Here is an 18,696-nt window from a genome sequence, read left to right on the forward strand (position 1 = left end):
TCGAAAACTACTTCGTTAAATGACCGCCCATCTACATTGCTCATCACGATGGTTGCTACGACAATGTGCTAAGTGGACTTCTATTCATGCAGCAAGCGGCCGTGGAGTAGTCAGTATGAAGACCTTGTCGAACATGGGGTTTGCCATCTTCGGTGCCGCGCTGGTCGCCATTAGTTACGGGCTGGCGCGTTTTGCATTTGGCCTGTTTGTACCTTCCATCAGCGCCCGGTATGGGTGGCTTTCACTGTGGATGACAGCGATGGTACGCGCTTGCGCTCTGGGGAGTCGCTTGCCAATGCGGCACGGGAGGTCGCGGCCCTTGGTGCAGAGCGAATAATGGTCAATTGTTCAGCGCCCGAAGCGGTGACGACTGCTATGGGTGAACTTGCTACGCTCAGCGTGCCGTTCGGCGGCTACGCGAACGGCTTTATCTCCGTGGCGCCGCTCCAGCCCGGCAGTACCGTCGATAAGCTAGCGTCGCGCACGGATCTTGATCCTGCTGCCTACGCCGAGCATGCAATAAAATGGTTTGGGCAGGGGGCAACGGCCATTGGCGGCTGCTGCGAAGTGGGGCCCGCCCATATTGCTGCTTTGGCCAAGCGCTTGAGCGAAAGAGGGTAACGACTAGCAGCAGCTAATCGACGTCTTCTTTATCCGATGTCAGCTCGTTCCCTTGCGCGGCTTAACGGTGAAACTGCTTTTCGCGCTCGGGCTGCCAATAAATAGCGTCGATACGCAGCCGTGTTTCGGTATTATTAGGTAGCGGCCATTCGATGATGTCGCCCACTTTGAGGCCGATCAATGCCGCACCAATGGGTGCCATGACCGAAATGCCGTCCGCTACGCTTTCCAGGGAGTGCGGGTAAACCAGGGTCCGAATCATCTTAAGCCCACGGGTGAGGTCGGTGAAACGAACCTGGCTATTCATGCTGACCACGTCATCCGGAATATCTTCTGGGTCGCAGACTTCGCCTCGCGATAACTCTTCCTCAAGTAGCTGAGCCACGGCCATGTCTTTAGCGGATGCATTGTCGATCAAGCGCTGGAGGCGTTCGGCATCAAGACGGTTAATAATAATAGCAGGACGTTGTCCCATGATTACTCTCCTTAGAAAGCAATAAGTTTAAACCAATAAAAAAACAGCCCTTCCCAATAAAGGAAGGACTGCGTACTTTTACAGTATAAGCGATGTATAAAATAAAGACGATCAGGTGACGCCTTGTTCAATCATGGCATCAGCCACCTTTCTGAAGCCTGCAATATTGGCGCCTAGTACCAAATTTGTTTTATCCCCAAACTCTTCGGCGGTGTCGGCGCACTGGCGGTGAATATTAGCCATAATCTGTTTTAATTTCTGGTCGACTTTTTCCAGTGACCACTGTTCCATGCTGCTATTTTGCGCCATTTCCAGCTGGCTGGTAGCAACGCCACCTGCATTGGCGGCCTTGCCAGGCCCATAGGCAATTTTAGCCTCTAGGAACAGGTCGACGGCCTCTTTGGTAGAGGGCATGTTGGCACCTTCACTAATACACGTGATGCCATTAGCGAGTAGTATTTCCGCATCGCTTGCGGATAGCTCATTCTGCGTCGCGCAGGGGAAGGCCGCATCAGCTTGAATACGCCATACGGCATGTCCATCCTGGGGGTAATCACGCGCAGAAATGTAGTGCGCCTCTGGATGCTCATGTAAGTAGGCTTCTAAAGAGGTGCGCTGCACTTCTTTGAGCTGTTTGAGTAAGCCTAAATCAATCCCGTTTTTATCGTGGATAGTGCCACGTGAATCGCTGCAGGTGATTGGTTTAGCGCCCAACTCGTATAGCTTCTCAATGGTATAGATGGCTACATTGCCCGCACCGGAAACGAGGCAGGTTTTGTCGCGCAACTCTTCTCCGCGGGCAGCCAGCATGTTTTGTGCAAAGTACACTGCACCGTAGCCGGTGGCCTCTTTGCGGCCAAGCGAGCCTCCCCAGTTCAGCCCTTTGCCGGTGAGTACGCCTTCATAGTGGCCGGTGAGCCGTTTGTACTGACCAAAGAGATAGCCAATTTCACGAGTACCGACGCCGATATCGCCGGCAGGTACATCGCAGTGGGGGCCAATATGACGGTAGAGCTCGCTCATGAACCCCTGACAAAAGCGCATAATCTCGTTATCTGATTTTCCCTTGGGGTCAAAATCGGCGCCGCCTTTCCCACCACCGATCGGCAAACCGGTTAACGCATTTTTGAAAATTTGCTCAAAGCCGAGAAATTTGATGGTGCCCGAGGTAACGCTGGGATGGAATCGTAAGCCGCCCTTGTAAGGGCCAAGGGCAGAGTTGAACTGTACGCGATAGCCTTTGTTGACCTGTACTCTCCCAGCATCATCTACCCAACTTATCCGGAACATAATTTGCCGTTCGGGCTCGACTATTCGCTCAATAATGCTGTGTTGGTGGTAGTAGTCGCTCTGCTCGAGGAGCGGGCGCAGGCATTCCAGCACTTCTTTGGTGGTCTGATAGAATTCGGCTTGTGCAGGACTGCTTTTATTAAGTCGTGTCAGCGTATCGTGAACGTAAGGCATCGGGGCATATCTTCATCGTTATTCAACAGAGTATTGGCTGGCCAGAGCGTTGGAATATTTAACTGGCAGCATGCTGCTGTGCATAGCCTATGCAGGTTCGGTATGGGTAAATAGGCTAGGGAATTTAGACGAAAGTATGCATCGGGAAGGTTTGGTTCAGTTATTTCTCATAACCCAGTAAACGATGGATAAACGTTTTGCAGCGGTTGAAGTTTATTATAGCGTCGAAATACACTGCCAGCCGACAACATGGCACCCCCGATCTTTTGCGGTGGTTTGCTTTCGAAAAAAAATATCAAAGTCCGTATAAATGCTTTTCCTGAATAAAAATTAACTCAACAGAAGCGTCTTATCGATCGCGATAAACTCGCTGGCCTCATTGATTAGTGACGCTGCAGTAAGCTGTGGGACACCATAAACTTCGACTCGTTTTGCATATTTCACACGGATTTTATTGGCCAGCAGATCAAAGTCGCCATCGCCGGATACCAGTACGATCACATCTGCCTGTTCGGCGTATTCAATGGCGTCGAGCGCGATGCCCACGTCCCAATCGCCTTTTGCGGAGCCATCTGAACGCTGAATAAAAGGCTTCAGCTTTACCTCAAAACCAATCGCTCGGAGTATGTTTTGAAACTCTCGCTGCTTTTGGTCGCCTCTATCGATGGCGTAGCAGAACGCTTTCACCACCTTTCTGTTAGCGGTTGCCTGGGCCCAGAACTTGTTGTAATCAAAGTTGCGTCGATACGACTCTTTAACGGTGTAATAGACATTCTGGATATCGACAAATATCGCCACGCTGGTCATAACAAGTAGCCTTTTTCTCGTTAGTCATCAGCTTAAACGGTTTGCGTGGATAAATGTATCTGCTTGCCATGAGGGTTATCGCCACAGCAATCCCGATAGCTTGCCGAACCAAGCCGTAAAGCGCCCCGTTCGTATCCAATATCGACACCGTGATGTGCAGATAAGCAACGTGACCACTAGGCTAACAGGGGAATTTTCTTTTATGTCACACGCAGCCGAGGAGTATTTAGTATGAGAACCTTGTCGAACATAGGGTTTGCCATCTTCGGTGCCGCGCTGGTCGCGATTAGTTACGGGCTGGCACGTTTTGCGTTTGGTCTGTTTGTGCCCTCCATTAGCGCCGAGCTGGGTCTCACGCCGTACCTCATTGGTATCATCGGGGCACTGCCGTTTATTAGTTTCGTGCTGGCCACACTGGTAGCTCCGCTTGCCGCTGATCGACTCGGTGCGCGTAATCTGGCAATGCTTTCGGGTGGTTTTGGGGTGGCTGGTCTGGGGCTGATCAGCCAGGCCTCAGGCTCACTTGCGCTGGGTGTGGGGGTGTTTATCTGCGGTATCTGCACCGGTTTGATGATGCCCGCCCTCACCGCCGCGATGCAGGCGCTGGTGAGCCGGACGATGCACGGGCGTGTCAGTTCCATTATGAACGCAGGCACCAGCGTGGGGATTATCGTGGCAGTGCCGACGGTGGTGTTTCTTGCGGACGCGTGGCGGCTGACCTACACGATCTTTGCCGTTCTGACCGGTCTGGGGGTAGCGGCGGCGTGGTACTTCATTCCTTCAGTGTCACGGGTGATTCCCGCTAACGCGGCACCGCCGGCGCCCATCACCCGGTTGCAGTGGTCGCGGCTCATTCGGCTTACGTTATTCGCCTTCGCCATGGGCTTTGTGTCTGCCCCGTACTGGCTTTTCGCCCCCGACCTGGCGGTTACCCTGGGTGCGCTGCCCGCTAACCAAACCGGTTGGCTGTGGTTTGCGGTGGGTATTGCTGGGCTCGGCGGCGCCGTGGTGAGTGATTTAGCCGACCGCAATAACCCGCCCATTACCCAGGCATTGATGCTGATGATGCTGTCTTCAAGCTTGGCATTGCTGGCCGCTAGCCCCAGTCAGTTGCCGCTGGCGATGTTTTCCGCGATGGTCTTTGGACTTGCCTATATGAGTTTAACGGGGCTGTATCTGATGACGGGTATTCGGCTATTGCCGGGGCGGCTATCAATGGGGCCAGTACTGCCGTTTATGGCCTGTGCACTTGGCCAGGCAGTGGGCTCTCCGGTGGTTGGTGTATTGGTTGATGGCGTTGGCTATGCGGAAGCGTTTTCGATCTTCTCCGTGGTGGGCATTCTGGTTGCGGTGCTATCGCCCATCTACCCAGGCCATATCGATTACTGGGCTGACTGGACAGACGAAACGGTGGAAGAAGCACCAGAAGAGCAGCCGATAGTGGAAGATACCGGCCTTCAGGCAGCTTATGACTACCAATTGCTGGATGAAAATGGTGAACCCATCGAAGCCAACGAGTCCATTGAACCCGAGGAAGAAGAGAAAGATGCGCCTTGAATGTTGTGTTGTAGGTCGCATGAAAAAAATAGCGAGCGATTTCGATTGCTCTGCGTGACGGAAAAGTCGGCGCTGAAAAGTTTTGTACAACCGATGGTAGCTTTTGTATGAGTTTTTGGTTTTTAATGCGATTATATATTTACCTATGCGAACCATCGTCGTTCCAAGATAAAAGGTGCTCTAACTCATGACTTCCACAAGCTCGCCATTGGAGCAACCAGAAGCGCTATCGTCTGCTCTTTTCCCCCGCACCGTGTACCTGGCTGGAAACGACCCTGAAGCGACGCGCCGAGAGATTGAGGCCTGCTTCACTGCCACTTTCGACCGTTATGAGTCGTTGTTCACGACGCTCGTGAGTGAAGAGGCTTACTTGCGTAAGTCTATTTCGCTCAGGCATCCGCTAATTTTCTACCTGGGGCATACCGCCACATTTTTCGTCAACAAGCTGGTGTTGGCAAAGCTATTGCCTGCGCGGATAGACCCCAACATGGAGTCTATTTTCGCCGTGGGCGTTGATGAAATGAGCTGGGATGATCTCAACGAAGCTCACTATTCGTGGCCGTCGGTTAGCGAGGTGATGGAGTACCGTGCCAAGGTGCGCTCGGCGGTGCTCAATCTGATCCGTGAGCTGCCCGTGTCACTGCCTATTGGCTGGGACAGCCCGTTCTGGCCTATCGTCATGGGCATCGAACACGAGCGCATTCATCTTGAAACGTCGTCGGTGTTGATTCGCCAGCAGTCGCTTGAACTGGTGACACCGCAGCCTGCCTGGGCGCCCATTCGCACGACCGGTGAGCCGCCGGAAAATACGCTGGTAACGGTTCCCCAAGGCGAGGTAACGCTGGGTAAGTCGTTTGACGACCCGTGGTACGGGTGGGACAACGAGTACGGCCATCATCGCGCCGACGTTGAAGAGTTTAAAGCCAGTCAGTTTCTGGTCAGCAATAGCGAGTTTCTCGAATTCGTCGAAGCCGGTGGCTACTTAACCGATGCTTACTGGTCGGAAGAGGGGCTGGGCTGGCGCAAATTTGCCAAGGCGAGCCATCCCACCTTTTGGGTGTGGAAGAATGAATGGTTCCTGCGCTTGATGACCGAAGAGGTAGAGATGCCCTGGGATTGGCCGGTGGAGGTCAACTTCCACGAGGCTAAAGCCTTCTGTCACTGGAAAAGCCAGCAGACGGGGCAGCCTGTGCGTATGCCAACGGAAGATGAGTGGCATCGCCTAGCGGAGGAGGCGGGTGTCTCCGAACTTGAAAGTGATCAACCGGCCAACGCTAACCTGCACTTGGATCATGGCGCCTCTTCGTGCCCGGTCACGCGCTTCCAGCACGGCCAGTGGTTCGATGTGGTGGGCAATGTATGGCAGTGGGTGGAAACACCGACTTACCCGTTCCCAGGTTTTGACGTGCATCCACTCTATGATGACTTTACCACCCCTACTTTCGACAACCAGCACAACCTGATCAAGGGTGGCTCCTGGATCTCCTGCGGCAACGAAACCCGCCTTAGCGCACGCTATGCATTTCGCCGCCACTTCTTCCAGCATGCGGGATTCCGCTATGTGGTTTCGGATGCCGAAGTCACGCTGCCCAGCGCTTATTACGAAAGCAATGCGCGTATGGCGGAGTACGCAGAGTTTCATTACGGCGACGAATGGTTTGGCGTTGCCAATTTCCCTCAAGCATTGGCCAACAAGGCGCTAGCCGCCATGGCCGGTCGTGACAAGAAACGCGCCCTGGATTTAGGCTGTGCCAGCGGGCGCGGCAGCTTCGAGCTGGCCCGTGAATTTGCGCATGTGGATGGCGTGGACTTTTCGGCTAACTTTATCCGCCAGGGCGTAGAAATGGCGGAGCAGAAAGTGCTGCGTTATACCCGCACCGAAGAGGGCGAGCTGATCAGCTACCAGGAGCGCACCCTGGCAAGCCTGGGCCTTGAGGAAACTGCCGGTCGCGTTAGCTTTCATCAGGGCGATGCGTGCAACCTCAAGCCGCAGTTCAGCGATTATGACTTAGTGCTGGCCGCGAACCTGATCGATCGGCTGTATAAGCCTGCCCAGTTCCTGCAAACCATTCATCAGCGTATCAATGCCGGTGGCGTCCTGATGATTGCATCGCCGTATACCTGGCTGGAAGAGTACACGCCGGTGGAGGAGTGGATCGGTGGGTTCAAGAAAAACGGTGAAAACTTCAGCACCCTGGATGGCCTGAAGGAGCTGCTGGAGCCCCACTTCAAGATGATCAGCGAGCCTGAAAAAGTGCCCTTTGTGATCCGTGAGACAATGCATAAATATCAGCATAGCCTCTCGGAAGTCACGCTGTGGGAGCGTCGTTAAAAGTCAGACGCTCAATGGCCCGGTTAATCGACGAGTGTTCGGTTAACCGGGCAAACAGGTTGCCAGCCTCCTGGCCATTGATTAAGCCCAGCAAGACGCCCAGTACGGCGCCTCTGTGCACACTGTCGCCGCCAACTTCTGCGTTGATCTGTAACGCGCGCAGTGGTTGCTTATGGTACTTGCAGGCAAGATATAGCACCGCAGGCCACGCGTCGGTAATGTAGCAAGCGGTAGATAGCGCTTTCCCTATCACCTCACGCTCGGGGCGATTGCTTTCCACCAGCTTCGATAAGTCCCGACGGGATAAGCCACGTGCTGCCTTCAGCAGCAGTTCCTGCACATGAGTATCGTCATCGCGGAACATGAGCGCGTCGATCAGCTCAACGTAGGCATCGCAAACGTCCGCGAGAAAGTTGTCCGGATGGGTCAATGCCAGGTGGTTGCGGCAAAGCTTGCGGGTATCGGCCAGCGAAGTACCTCGTAAGCGTTCGCCAATCGCCAAGGGGGCAATGGTGGTCAAGCCGCCAATGGACGGCGTGTCGTGGGTGACTGCGCCGCATTTATGTGGAGGCTGGCCTTTTTCGAGGTTAGCGAAAAAGCCGCGATGGTAAGACTCTGCGTAGGTATCCGGATGGGCTGGTATCTCTGCGGTCATGAGGCGGATGTAGGCTTTTAGGAAGGTGTCACGGTCGTAGTGTTTATCAGGCCCGTTCATCGTTTGCATCAGGGTTAACGCACAATAGGCGTTAAGGGTGTTATCCCCTGGCTGCATGCCTTGGTGGTAATGAACGTTAGAACGATTCCAGTACGACTGCTTTCCCTTAAGAATCACATTGCCGACGATTTCGCGCGGTGCATGGCTGTCAGCGCGTTTGCGCCCACCGGCGCTGGTGGAATGCAGGGACATAATCGATGACGGATGAAACTCAGGTGGCGCTTCAAACTTTGTTATCCCGTTTGGAAACGCGCGGTCGATATCGTGGACGTTGTAGAACCAATGCACGGGCATCGCCAGTGAATCACCAATAAACAGGTTTTTAAGCGCGGCAACAGATCTGGAGTGCACAGGCTCATTCATGGATCTGATCCTTTTGGTTGGTTTCCCTATCTTATGGTGAATCTCCAGATTAGCGAATGGTTGGGGATCAACGCTGAATCACAAAGGAAGATAGGGCTATGCCAAGGCCATAGATTTTATTTGGGCCTCTACTTGGCGTTCAGTGGTTGATCAAACCCTTGGTTAGAGAGCCTTTCCTCAACGTAATGAGTACAAGTCACTACACCGAGGGACGGCGCATCACGGTCATCAACACACCCGCGCCGATCAAGCTACTCGCACCGCAGCGGTGTAGTAGCCTACGAAGCTTGGCGGTCATCAGTTTCCGGCTAGTGGTTGACAGCAGTGTATAGCCGAGATCAGAGATGACACCCATCACAAGAAAGGTGGTAAACAGAATCGCCAACTGGGGCGCCAAGGGCTGGGACTGGTTAATAAACTGTGGCATAAAGGCCATAAAGAACAGAATGCTTTTGGGGTTTAAGAGTGTCACCCAAAAGGCCTTTGCAGTGCCTTGCTTGATATTGGCGCCAGAGGCTTCCAGGTCGTTCAGTTGGCCGGATTCACGCCACATTTTGATGCCAAGGTAAAGTAGATAGACAACCCCTAGCCATTTAACGATGGCGAATAGCTCCGCCGACGCCATCAGCAGGGCGTCTACGCCTGCAAACGATAGCCAAAGCTCAATCGACATGGCGTTAATCTTCCTGTTGTTGAATGATTAATTAAAGCTCGCTATGTAGTTGTAAGCCCTGTAGCAATGCGTGGCAATTCTACGCGCTGATTTTCTGCCCTATTCATTGAGATAATGCTTCGCTTTTTACACTGGAGCATCTTGATGTGACACGCCCTCTGAAGGCTAACCGATGCCACCGATTATTCGATAACCCGCAATTGGACGCTTAGTTTTCCATCAATTGGACGCTGGTATAACCATCAATTGGACGCTAAAATAATCCACAATTGGACGCTGCCAGAGACAAACTATGGATAACACTTATCTACCCCGGTTAATTCGTGATCGAGTGGTCGAATCGCTCGCCGATACGCCGGTGGTGTGTTTGCTAGGGCCTAGGCAAGTAGGTAAAACAACGCTCGCGCAACGCATAGACCCTGAGCGCGCATACTTGAACCTAGATGACCCGACGTTGCTGGCGGCCGCGCAGCAGGATCCGTTGGGGTTTATCGAGAGCCTGCCAGCGCGCAGCACGTTGGATGAAGTGCAGCGCGCTCCCGAGCTGCTACTGGCGATCAAATCAGTGGTGGATCGCGACCGCCAGCCGGGACGTTTTCTGCTGACCGGATCTGCCAATTTGTTACTGCTACCCAAAGCTCAGGACTCTTTAGCAGGCCGTATGGAGGTTATTTACCTACACCCACTGGCCGAGCAGGAGAAACGTGTCAGTGAATCGACCTTGCTGGCCACGCTAATAGAGGGGCAATTAGTGCCTAGGATAGTGCCAGAGAACAGGCCGCTGCCCGCCACGCCAAACGTTATCTGTCAGGGTGGCTATCCCGAGCCCAACCGGCGAGCGCCCAATCGGGCTCGACAGTGGTATCGCCAATACCTCAATGCGATCATTCAGCGTGATGTGAAAGATATCGCGGCTATTCAAGATGAGGAGGGCATGCTGCGGCTGATAGAACTGCTCGCTTATCGAACCGCCAGCCTGCTCAACGTGAGTACCTTGAGCAAAGAGCTAGGGCTTGAGCGCGGCACGGTCAGCAAATACCTGAGTATTCTTGAGCGCCTTTTTCTGATTCGTCAGCTACCCGCTTGGCATCGCAACCAAGCGAAGAGGCTGATCAAAAGTCCTAAGCTACACTTGGTCGATACCGGGCTTGCGGCTGCTCTAGGGCGGCTATCACCAAAGCAGTGGTTGACGGAAGCGGAGCGTTTTGGCGCCCTGCTGGAAACCCATGTGGTTGAGCAGCTCATGGCCCAAGCCTCTTGGATCGAACCGGAGCTGCGCTTTTCTCACTACCGCGATAAAGATCAAGTTGAGGTGGATCTCATCATTGAGCGTGGGCAGGCGCTTTGGGGGGTCGAAGTTAAGCGCTCTGCCACCGTGCAGGCCAAGGATGCCGCAGGGCTTGCTCGACTCGCAGATCAAGCGGGTGAGCAGTTTCGAGGTGGCATGTTGATTTATACCGGGCGTCACTGTGTAAAGCTGAAAGTACCCGGTTGCTTTGCTGTGCCTATCAGCATGTTGTGGGGGGAGTAGGGCAAATAGCTTGCTTTGTTGCGGTTTTGTAACCAAGAAAAAATGAATACGCGCTTTAGCTGGTCAACCCCGCTACTCCCATCACAAATTTAAGCCCCAACGAAATCAGCAATAGAACACCCACACTCGAAAGCCAGATAGTGACTAACCAGCCCAGGCGCTTGGCGAGAGGTTTCATTGCCTTACTCCTCAATACGGGGGGTGATGGTGTTAATGATAAGCATCGCCAGGTTTCACCTTGCCGCGGAATACATAGTAGCTCCAGGCGGTGTACACCAAGATGATCGGCAGAATAAACAGCGTGCCTACTAAGGCAAAGCCTTGGCTTTGGGCGGGGGCGGCGACCTGCCAGATGGACGCATCCGGTGGGATAATCGTCGGCCACAGGCTAATGCCCAGACCGCTGTAGCCTAGAAAGACCAGCGCCAGTACCAGCACAAACGGCAGCGCGTTGTCTTGAAAGGTGATAGCGCGCCATAGCCACCAGCCGGTCAGCGCAACTAACAGCGGTACCGGTAAGAACCACAGCAAGTTGGGCAGGGAAAACCAGCGTTCTGCAATGTTCGGGTAGGCCAGCGGCGTCCATACGCTGACGAAAGCGATCATTACCAGCAGCCCGAGCATCAGCGGCTTAGTGATCCGGTACATGCGTTGTTGCAGGGCGCCGTCGGTTTTCATAATCAGCCAGGTGCTGCCCAGTAGTGCATAGGCAAACAGCAGGCCAATGCCGCAAAACAGCGAAAAAGGCGTGAGCCAGTCTAACGAGCCACCGCTGAAATGAGCGCCATCGAAAGCGATACCCTGAATATAGCCGCCCAAGGCAACCCCTTGTGCCGCGGTCGCCATCAGCGAGCCGCCAATAAAGGCTTTATCCCACACATGGCGTCGCTGGGGGGAGGCTTTGAAGCGAAACTCAAAGGCGACGCCACGAAAAATAAGCCCTAACAGCATCACGATGAGTGGAATCGCCAGCGCTTCCAACACGACGGCGTAGGCGAGTGGGAAGGCGGCGAATAGTCCTGCGCCGCCTAATACCAGCCAGGTTTCGTTGCCGTCCCACACGGGGGCAACGGTGTTCATCATAATGTCGCGTTCCTGCTCGTCATGAACGCGTAGAAAAAGCAGGCCAATGCCTAAGTCAAAGCCATCCATGACCACATACATCATCACGCCGAACATAATGATAATGGCCCAGGTGAGCGATAGATCGATTCCCATGGTGCACCCCCTATCCTTTAGTGAGTCGTCAGCGATTCGTTAGCCGCCGAGAGAGGGCGGGCAGGCGTGCGTTGATGGCCAGGGCCACCTAAGGCAGGCGAGGAAGGATCACTTGGCCCTTTATTGACCAAGCGCATCATGTAGATAACGCCGGTGCCGAAGACAGCCAAATACACCACCACAAAAACACTCAAACTAATACTTAGGTGCACAGCACTGTGCGCGGAGGCTGCATCGGCGGTTCTTAATAACCCGTAAACCACCCAGGGTTGACGGCCTACTTCGGTGGTAAACCATCCTGCCAGCAAGGCCACGAGCCCCGCTGGCCCCATGCCTAACGTGAACAGTAGAAAGCGGCGAGATTCGTATAACCGCCCTTTGATACGCAGGGTGTTGCCCACGATGGCAAGTAAGATCATTAACATCCCAAGCCCGACCATTAACCGAAAGCTCCAGAACACGATAGTCGAATTGGGGCGGTCTTCCGGAGCGAACTCCTTAAGTGCGGGGATTTGCTCGGTCAGACTGTGTTTTAACAGCAGGCTGCCCAGCACGGGAATCTCCACTTTGAAGCGTGTTTCTTCGCCCGCCATATCGGGCCAGCCGAACAGAATCAACGGAGTGGGTTCGCCGCTGCTGTTATCCCAGTGCCCTTCGATAGCGGCGATCTTGGCGGGCTGGTGTTCCAGCGTATTCAGACCATGAAAGTCACCCACCACGGCCTGAAGCGGTGCAGTGATCGCCAGCATGATCAGCGCCATGGAGAGCATGGTGCGAACTTCAGGCGACTGTTTGCCGCGTAGCAATAGCCACGCGGCAGAGGCCGCGACAAACAGCGCTGTGCTTAAAAAAGCCGCCAGTGCCATATGGGCCAGTCGGTAAGGAAAAGAGGGATTGAAGACAATCTTCATCCAATCAACGGGAATCACCACGCCATCGATGATCTCGTGGCCTTGCGGGGTCTGCATCCAGCTGTTGGAGGAGAGGATCCAAAACATCGATACGAGCGTGCCGAGTGCGACCATGCAGGTGGCAAAAAAGTGCAGGCCTCGGCCGACGCGCTCCCAGCCAAATAGCATCACCCCTAAAAAGCCGGCCTCCAGGAAGAACGCTGTGAGCACTTCGTAGGTGAGTAGTGGCCCCGTGACGCTGCCCGCGAAGGCGGAAAAACCGCTCCAGTGAGTGCCGAACTGGTACGCCATCACAATGCCCGAGACCACGCCCATGGCAAAGTTGACGGCAAAGATTTTTGACCAGAAGTGGTAAAGGTGGCGATAGGTATCCCGCTGGGTCTTTAACCATAGCCCTTCCAGCACGGCCAGATAGCTGGCTAAGCCAATGGTGATGGCGGGAAAAATAATGTGAAAGGAAATAGTAAAGGCAAACTGCACCCTGGCCAGATCAATGGCCTCAATTCCGAGCATGACGCTTCCTCCGATGACAGCCACTGTCTTAACTAAAGAGTGGGCCGGTATAGCCACTGTGTGACTTCATCGGAACAGTCTATCGATTGCTGTGTTGCATAACAGGATCAGCTTTTCATTAAAAAACCAGATCAGTTGTTCTAGTAGCTGGGCTGGAGTCGCTGGGTTGGAATAGCGGATCAAAACAGCGTTAACAACCTACCCAACGTCTCCATGCCGCGTTCGTTGCGTTGCGTCCAGGGGTGGCCATAGCTCAGTCGCACACAGTGGCGAAACTGTTGGGTCGCTGAAAAAATCGGGCCTGGCGCTAAGCTAACGCCGTGGTCGAGCGCGGTATTAAATAGCTGAAGCGAATCCACTTGCTCGGGAAACTCTACCCATAAAAAGTAGCCGCCTGCCGGGCGGGTGATGCGGGTGTGGGCAGGAAAGTAGCGATCCGCCGCTGCCAGCATGCTGCCTTGTTGGGCTTCCAGAGCATGGCGGAGCTTGCGCAGATGGCGGTCATAACCGCCATGCTGCAAGTAGTCGGCAATGGCTGCTTGGGCGGGCACCGAAGGCGAGATGGTGGTCATCAGTTTTAGCCGCGAGATGGCCTGTGCATAGCGGCCGCCCGCCACCCAGCCAACCCGGTAGCCAGGCGCCAAGCATTTTGAAAATGAGCTGCAGTGGATGACCAAACCCTCATCATCGAAGGCTTTTACAGGCGCGGGCGGCGTACTGCCAAAGTACAGCTCGGCATACACGTCATCCTCTAGCATCGGCACCTGATGCTGCTTTAATAGCTGATAAAGCGCTTGCTTGCGCGCTTTACTCAGGCTGGCGCCGACTGGGTTTTGCAGATGGCTCATAAACCAGCAGGCTTTGATCGGCAGCGTCTCCAGCCGCTCTGCCAGCACCTCTAGGTCGATCCCCTCCCGTGGGTGAACCGGAATCTCCACCGCGCGTAGTTTCAACCGCTCCAACACTTGCAGGCTGGCATAAAACGCTGGGGACTCTATCGCTACCAGGTCGCCCGGCTGGGTAACACACTGCAGGGCTAGATTAAGTCCCTCCATTGCGCCATTGGTAATCACCAGCTCTTCCATCGGCAGTTGAATGCCACCCAGCATGTAACGCAGCGCAATCTGTCGGCACAGGTCGGTGTGCCCGGTGGTCATGTCGGCCACCACCTGCTGGGGCGAAAGCTCTCGCAATCCCCGTGTCATGCTAGTGGCCAAGCGAGAAAGCGGAAACAGCTCGGGGCTGGGGAAAGCCGACCCAAAGGGCACCGTTCGGTCATCCTGCAGCGAGCCCAGCACCGAGAACACCAACTCGCTGACTTCCACCTCTGCTGGGTCGGTGGGCTGCAGTGTCACGCGCGGTTCATCCAGTAAGCGCCGGGCGTGTTCACGAACAAAATACCCCGAGCGCGCTCGTGCTGTGATAAGCCCTTGATTTTCCAGTAAGTAGTAAGCCTGAAACACCGTGGAGGGGCTAATACCATGATGGCGGCTAGCCTGGCGCACTGAAGGAATGCGCTCCCCAGGGCCCAGCACGCCCTGGCGAATCAGCGTGGCTATTTCATCGGCAAACTGTTCGTAGCGTTTCATGGGGTAAACCGTCGGTGCATTGAGTAGAACGCCCGAATACTCGATCACAGTGTTAGCTGGCACAGCGCGGCTCTCTGCTTATAGAAAATACCACTGTGTCGCATGTGAGAAGCGTTAAACAGGCTCAAATATACTAATAAACAGCATATCAGAAAGCAGTGGTGTGGGTGTGCTGGTACTAACTGATACGCTTTATTTCTCTAAAACTGCGTCTGTTTGTGTCATCTCTGTATGGGCATAGTAGCGGCTAACTTAAAAGTCGCGCCTGCTAACAAATGCTTAATCATCTACCCCGCGACGCCCCTCGACCGCATAAACCTCCATTCCCTCTTTTTTGGATATCGGTATGACGCAACGCATTCCACTGCAAGACCTGACCACCGAGGCGGCGGTTGAACACCATACGCCTCCGTCTAAGTCTCCCAATTCTCAGTCTCCTAGCTCTCAGTCTCCTAGCTCTCAGTCTCCTAAGCTGGGGCATATTTATGTGCGAGAAATAGGTGGTTTTTTTCAGCGTATTCGGCGCCACTCAAACTGGCTGCTGATGGCGCTGTATTTCGGTTTGCCGTGGATCAATTGGGGCGACCGACCGCTAGTGTGGTTTGACCTCTCTGCCCAGGAATTTCACCTGTTTGCGGCGACGTTTTATCCACAGGACTTTATCTTACTCACCTGGATCCTGGTGCTCTGCGCCTTTGGTCTGTTTTTGATCACGGTGGTGGCTGGGCGCGTGTGGTGTGGCTATAGCTGCCCGCAAAGCGTGTGGACGTTTCTGTTTATCTGGTTTGAGCATCGCCTGGAAGGGCCACGGCACCGTCGCATTCGACGTGATAAAGCACCTAATAACCTCGATACGCTTTGGCGAAAGACGGCTAAACATACGGCTTGGCTGCTGATAGCCCTGGCAACGGGGATAGCGTTTGTCGGCTACTTCACGCCCATTAGAACGTTAGTGGTGGATACGTTCACCTTGGATGCGCACCCATTGGCGCTGTTCTGGATTGGTTTTTTTACCCTGTTTACCTACTTGAATGCCGGTTGGCTTCGCCATCAGGTGTGTCTGCATATGTGCCCCTATGCGCGCTTTCAGTCGGCGATGTTCGACGCCGATACGCTGATTGTTTCCTACGATGCCGCACGCGGTGAGCCGCGCCGCAACCATCCGCAAAAGGGCGTTGAGGCCTCGCGCGCGGGCGACTGCATCGACTGCGAGCTGTGCGTTCAGGTATGCCCCACCGGTATCGATATTCGTGACGGGCTGCAGTACGAGTGCATTGGCTGCGCGGCGTGTATCGATGCCTGCGATAGCGTGATGGCGCGGATCGATAAACCGCTTGGCCTGATTCGGTACACCACCGAACGCGCGCTGGCGGGTAAAACGACCCGCTTTTGGCGTCCTCAGCTGTTGGCTTATACGGCGGCGTTACTCTCCATGGTGGTACTGTTAGTTGCTTTCTTGAACGCCCGGGTGCCTATTGATGTAGAGATTGCCCGCGATCGTCAGGTGCTGTTTGAAAGCACGGCCGAGGGCCGCATTATCAATTACTACAACGTGACACTGCGCAATCAAGATAACCAAACCCATCATTACGCGGTATCCGCCATGGGGCTACCAGGGCTTCGTCTGCAGGGTGTGGACACCATTGACGTATCGGCTAGCGAGACACGCAGCCTACGCCTGGCATTGACGGCAGATGCGGCTGACCTGACACAGCCCAGCCACTCTATTGAGCTACGCTTTATTGCATTAGACGACCCCTCGATAGTAAGCGTCAGTGAAACACGCTTTCTGGGGCCTTCTGAGGAGTAGTGGCTATAGCGCTAGAGACTGGATGGGATCTCGGGTGGCGGGAAGCCCGGGATTCTATAAGAACCATTTGTTAACCATCCCCTGACGTTTCGTCAGTGCACTTAGTGCGTGTATTTCTGCATTGTTAGTGAATGACAGATCGGCGAAATATGGCTGCCGGTCAACAATGAAGAGCAACAACAATCAATCAGTGCACTGAGGTCGTTATGTCTTCCCCGTTTGAAAATATCCGTGTTGTGGATGCTACCCACGTATTGGCGGGCCCTTTCGCTACCTACCAAATGGCGGTATTGGGAGCTGATGTGATAAAGGTTGAGTCGCCCAGCGATCCTGATCAAGCACGCATGCAGGGGGCGGATCGCGCGCTGAATGACCAAGGGCTGGGCACCGCTTTTATGTCTCAAGCCAGCAATAAAAAAGCCGTGGCGATCGATTTTAAACATCCCCAAGGGCGTGAAGCGTTAAAGAAGCTACTCGCCACCGCAGATGTGTTTGTCGAAAACTATCGGCCTGGGGCACTAGAAAAGCTGGGGCTGGGCTACGAAGACCTGAAACGGCTCAACCCCAAGCTGATCTACTGCTCCATTTCAGCTTTTGGCAGCACCGGCCCGCGCCGGGAACTCACCGCTTACGATAATGTTATCCAAGCCTATTCGGGGATGATGGCAATGACCGGCGACCGGCATACTGGCCCGTTAAAAAGCGGCGCACCGGTGGTGGATTATGCCACCGGCACTACGGCTGCGTTTGCCATCTCAACGGCCCTGTTTCAGCGTGAACGCAACGGTGGCAGAGGGCAATTTGTGGATGTCTCCATGTCAGATACGGCGCTTATGCTCGCCAGTCCTTATTTAACGGCGTTGCTATGGAACGGCAAAAAGCCAGAACCCAAAGGCAATACCTTTCCCTTTGCCACCATCGGCTGCTACCAAGCCTCGGACCAGCCGCTAATGATCGCCGCCTCTAACTTGACCCAGCAGAAGCGCTTGTGGACGGCCCTTGGCCGGGAAGACATGATTAAACAGAACAATAATCAACGCCTTGATAGCCACGCTGAGGAGGCCAAGGTAATCGCTGAGATTATTAGCACGATGACTGCCGACTATTGGGAAGCCTTTTTGCAGAAACGCCGGATTCCTGCCTCACGGATTAGACGATTAGAAGAGACACTTGAGGATCCACATGTTCATTCTAGGGGCGTTTTGCACGCTCAGCCGCTAAGTCCAGACGCTGAGCAAGCGCTCACTGTTCCGGTGTCAGCGTTTTGCATGTCCGAGGGTACCCGTGGCATTACGTCGCCACCGCAAAAAGTGGGCGCGCAAACTGCTGAGGTACTGATGAGTCTGGGCTATTCAAAGCAGGATTTGGCGGCACTTATCGCTGATGGTGCAATCAGCGGGCCTTTAGAAAGCAGCGTTGATGTCGATAGCCGCTTAGGAGATCGGCCGTGAATAACACTACGCCCAACCCGCTTGAACGCCTGGCCCAGGCTGCTTGTCGCTGGAACACCCGCCCGCTGGACGCTGAGACTGATTGGGCCGCTCGCCGGGCATTGCTGGACTGGTTTGCCACCACGCTGCCGGGGTGCAACCAAGCGCCTGCCACGCTGCTATCAGACACCTTTGCTACCACCCGTGGGGAGGGCAGCGCAGTATGTTATGTGGATGGTCACTTGGGGTCGCCGCGTTATGCCGCGCTGCTCAATGCCACGGCGAGCCACACCGTTGAGTTTGACGATATCTTTAAAGACGGCGGCTACCACCCCGGTAGCTCAACGATAGCGGCGGCTCTCGCAGTTGCGCAGGACATCCAGGCCACGCGTGAGCAGCTTCATCGCGCCATTATTGGTGGCTATGAAGTGGGCTGCCGCATTGCCCTTGCTATCCAGCCCAGCCACTACCGCTTTTGGCACACCTCCGCCACGGTGGGCACCATGGGTGCGGCGGTTGCAACCGCGATGCTGCTCGGCGCCACGTCTGAGCAAATTGGTCACGCCATAGCGTTGGCCAGTAGTTTTGCCGGGGGGCATCAGCAGAACTTACAGGGCGAGGGCACGGCCAAACCGCTGCACGCAGGCCACGCCGCCGATGCAGGATTAATGGCGGGGGGGGGGGGGG

General features: G+C 54.6%; 16 protein-coding genes. 7 read left to right on the forward strand and 9 right to left on the reverse strand.

Going from position 1 to position 18,696, the window contains the following annotated elements:
- The first annotated feature begins 246 nt into the window (after positions 1–246).
- Entirely contained in the window at positions 247–621 is a 375-nt protein-coding gene (locus KUC_RS07135; RefSeq protein WP_007112483.1) for a homocysteine S-methyltransferase family protein, read from the forward strand.
- Positions 622–682: 61 nt separating this feature from the next.
- On the opposite strand, the gene rnk is transcribed toward KUC_RS07135, so the two are convergent.
- From rnk to KUC_RS07150, 3 genes are all read right to left on the reverse strand, one after another.
- Positions 683–1,096, reverse strand: a complete 414-nt coding sequence (gene rnk, locus KUC_RS07140; protein ID WP_007112484.1) for a nucleoside diphosphate kinase regulator — start codon at positions 1,094–1,096, stop codon at positions 683–685.
- Between the two features lie 111 nt (positions 1,097–1,207).
- Positions 1,208–2,560 carry an NADP-specific glutamate dehydrogenase gene (gdhA, locus tag KUC_RS07145; RefSeq protein ID WP_007112485.1) on the reverse strand — a complete coding sequence of 451 codons (1,353 nt, stop codon included), beginning with the start codon at positions 2,558–2,560 and terminating at the stop codon, positions 1,208–1,210.
- Between the two features lie 330 nt (positions 2,561–2,890).
- Positions 2,891–3,367: a LabA-like NYN domain-containing protein gene (locus KUC_RS07150; RefSeq protein ID WP_007112486.1), complete on the reverse strand. Its 477-nt coding sequence runs from the start codon at positions 3,365–3,367 to the stop codon at positions 2,891–2,893.
- 231 nt (positions 3,368–3,598) lie between these two features.
- Here KUC_RS07150 and KUC_RS07155 point away from each other — a divergent pair, with 231 nt between their 5' ends.
- Both KUC_RS07155 and ovoA read left to right on the forward strand, forming a co-directional pair.
- Positions 3,599–4,924 carry an MFS transporter gene (locus KUC_RS07155; RefSeq protein ID WP_007112487.1) on the forward strand — a complete coding sequence of 442 codons (1,326 nt, stop codon included), beginning with the start codon at positions 3,599–3,601 and terminating at the stop codon, positions 4,922–4,924.
- A 187-nt stretch (positions 4,925–5,111) separates the two neighbouring features.
- Positions 5,112–7,256: a 5-histidylcysteine sulfoxide synthase gene (gene ovoA / locus KUC_RS07160; protein ID WP_040479815.1), complete on the forward strand. Its 2,145-nt coding sequence runs from the start codon at positions 5,112–5,114 to the stop codon at positions 7,254–7,256.
- On the opposite strand, the gene KUC_RS07165 is transcribed toward ovoA, so the two are convergent.
- Positions 7,234–8,334 carry an ADP-ribosylglycohydrolase family protein gene (locus KUC_RS07165; RefSeq protein WP_007112489.1) on the reverse strand — a complete coding sequence of 367 codons (1,101 nt, stop codon included), beginning with the start codon at positions 8,332–8,334 and terminating at the stop codon, positions 7,234–7,236. The genes ovoA and KUC_RS07165 overlap by 23 nt on opposite strands.
- 199 nt (positions 8,335–8,533) lie before the next feature.
- The gene (locus KUC_RS07170; RefSeq protein WP_007112490.1) at positions 8,534–9,007 is read right to left on the reverse strand and encodes a LysE family translocator; all 474 of its coding nucleotides are present in this window, start codon (positions 9,005–9,007) and stop codon (positions 8,534–8,536) included.
- Positions 9,008–9,299: 292 nt separating this feature from the next.
- Here KUC_RS07170 and KUC_RS07175 point away from each other — a divergent pair, with 292 nt between their 5' ends.
- The gene (locus KUC_RS07175) at positions 9,300–10,538 is read left to right on the forward strand and encodes an ATP-binding protein (RefSeq protein ID WP_007112491.1); all 1,239 of its coding nucleotides are present in this window, start codon (positions 9,300–9,302) and stop codon (positions 10,536–10,538) included.
- 55 nt (positions 10,539–10,593) lie between these two features.
- Here the strand turns inward: KUC_RS07175 and KUC_RS19300 are convergent, their stop codons facing one another.
- The 4 genes from KUC_RS19300 to mapR form a co-directional block, all read right to left on the reverse strand.
- The gene (locus KUC_RS19300) at positions 10,594–10,716 is read right to left on the reverse strand and encodes a DUF2474 family protein (protein WP_007112492.1); all 123 of its coding nucleotides are present in this window, start codon (positions 10,714–10,716) and stop codon (positions 10,594–10,596) included.
- A 32-nt stretch (positions 10,717–10,748) separates the two neighbouring features.
- The gene (cydB, locus tag KUC_RS07180) at positions 10,749–11,756 is read right to left on the reverse strand and encodes a cytochrome d ubiquinol oxidase subunit II (protein ID WP_007112493.1); all 1,008 of its coding nucleotides are present in this window, start codon (positions 11,754–11,756) and stop codon (positions 10,749–10,751) included.
- A 17-nt stretch (positions 11,757–11,773) separates the two neighbouring features.
- Complete coding sequence (locus KUC_RS07185) at positions 11,774–13,180, reverse strand: cytochrome ubiquinol oxidase subunit I (protein WP_007112494.1); 1,407 nt, start codon at positions 13,178–13,180, stop codon at positions 11,774–11,776.
- A gap of 179 nt (positions 13,181–13,359) precedes the next feature.
- The gene (gene mapR / locus KUC_RS07190; RefSeq protein ID WP_040479817.1) at positions 13,360–14,769 is read right to left on the reverse strand and encodes a GntR family transcriptional regulator MpaR; all 1,410 of its coding nucleotides are present in this window, start codon (positions 14,767–14,769) and stop codon (positions 13,360–13,362) included.
- Between the two features lie 346 nt (positions 14,770–15,115).
- Here mapR and ccoG point away from each other — a divergent pair, with 346 nt between their 5' ends.
- The 3 genes from ccoG to KUC_RS19980 form a co-directional block, all read left to right on the forward strand.
- Complete coding sequence (gene ccoG, locus KUC_RS07195; protein WP_040479818.1) at positions 15,116–16,579, forward strand: cytochrome c oxidase accessory protein CcoG; 1,464 nt, start codon at positions 15,116–15,118, stop codon at positions 16,577–16,579.
- 206 nt (positions 16,580–16,785) lie between these two features.
- On the forward strand, positions 16,786–18,030 hold the full coding sequence (locus KUC_RS07200; protein WP_007112497.1) for a CaiB/BaiF CoA transferase family protein: 1,245 nt from the start codon (positions 16,786–16,788) through the stop codon (positions 18,028–18,030).
- The coding region (locus KUC_RS19980) for an MmgE/PrpD family protein (RefSeq protein ID WP_244264753.1) at positions 18,027–18,696 on the forward strand (670 nt) is incomplete at its 3' end. The genes KUC_RS07200 and KUC_RS19980, both read left to right, overlap by 4 nt.

The organism is Vreelandella boliviensis LC1, assembly GCF_000236035.1.
Lineage (GTDB): Bacteria > Pseudomonadota > Gammaproteobacteria > Pseudomonadales > Halomonadaceae > Vreelandella > Vreelandella boliviensis.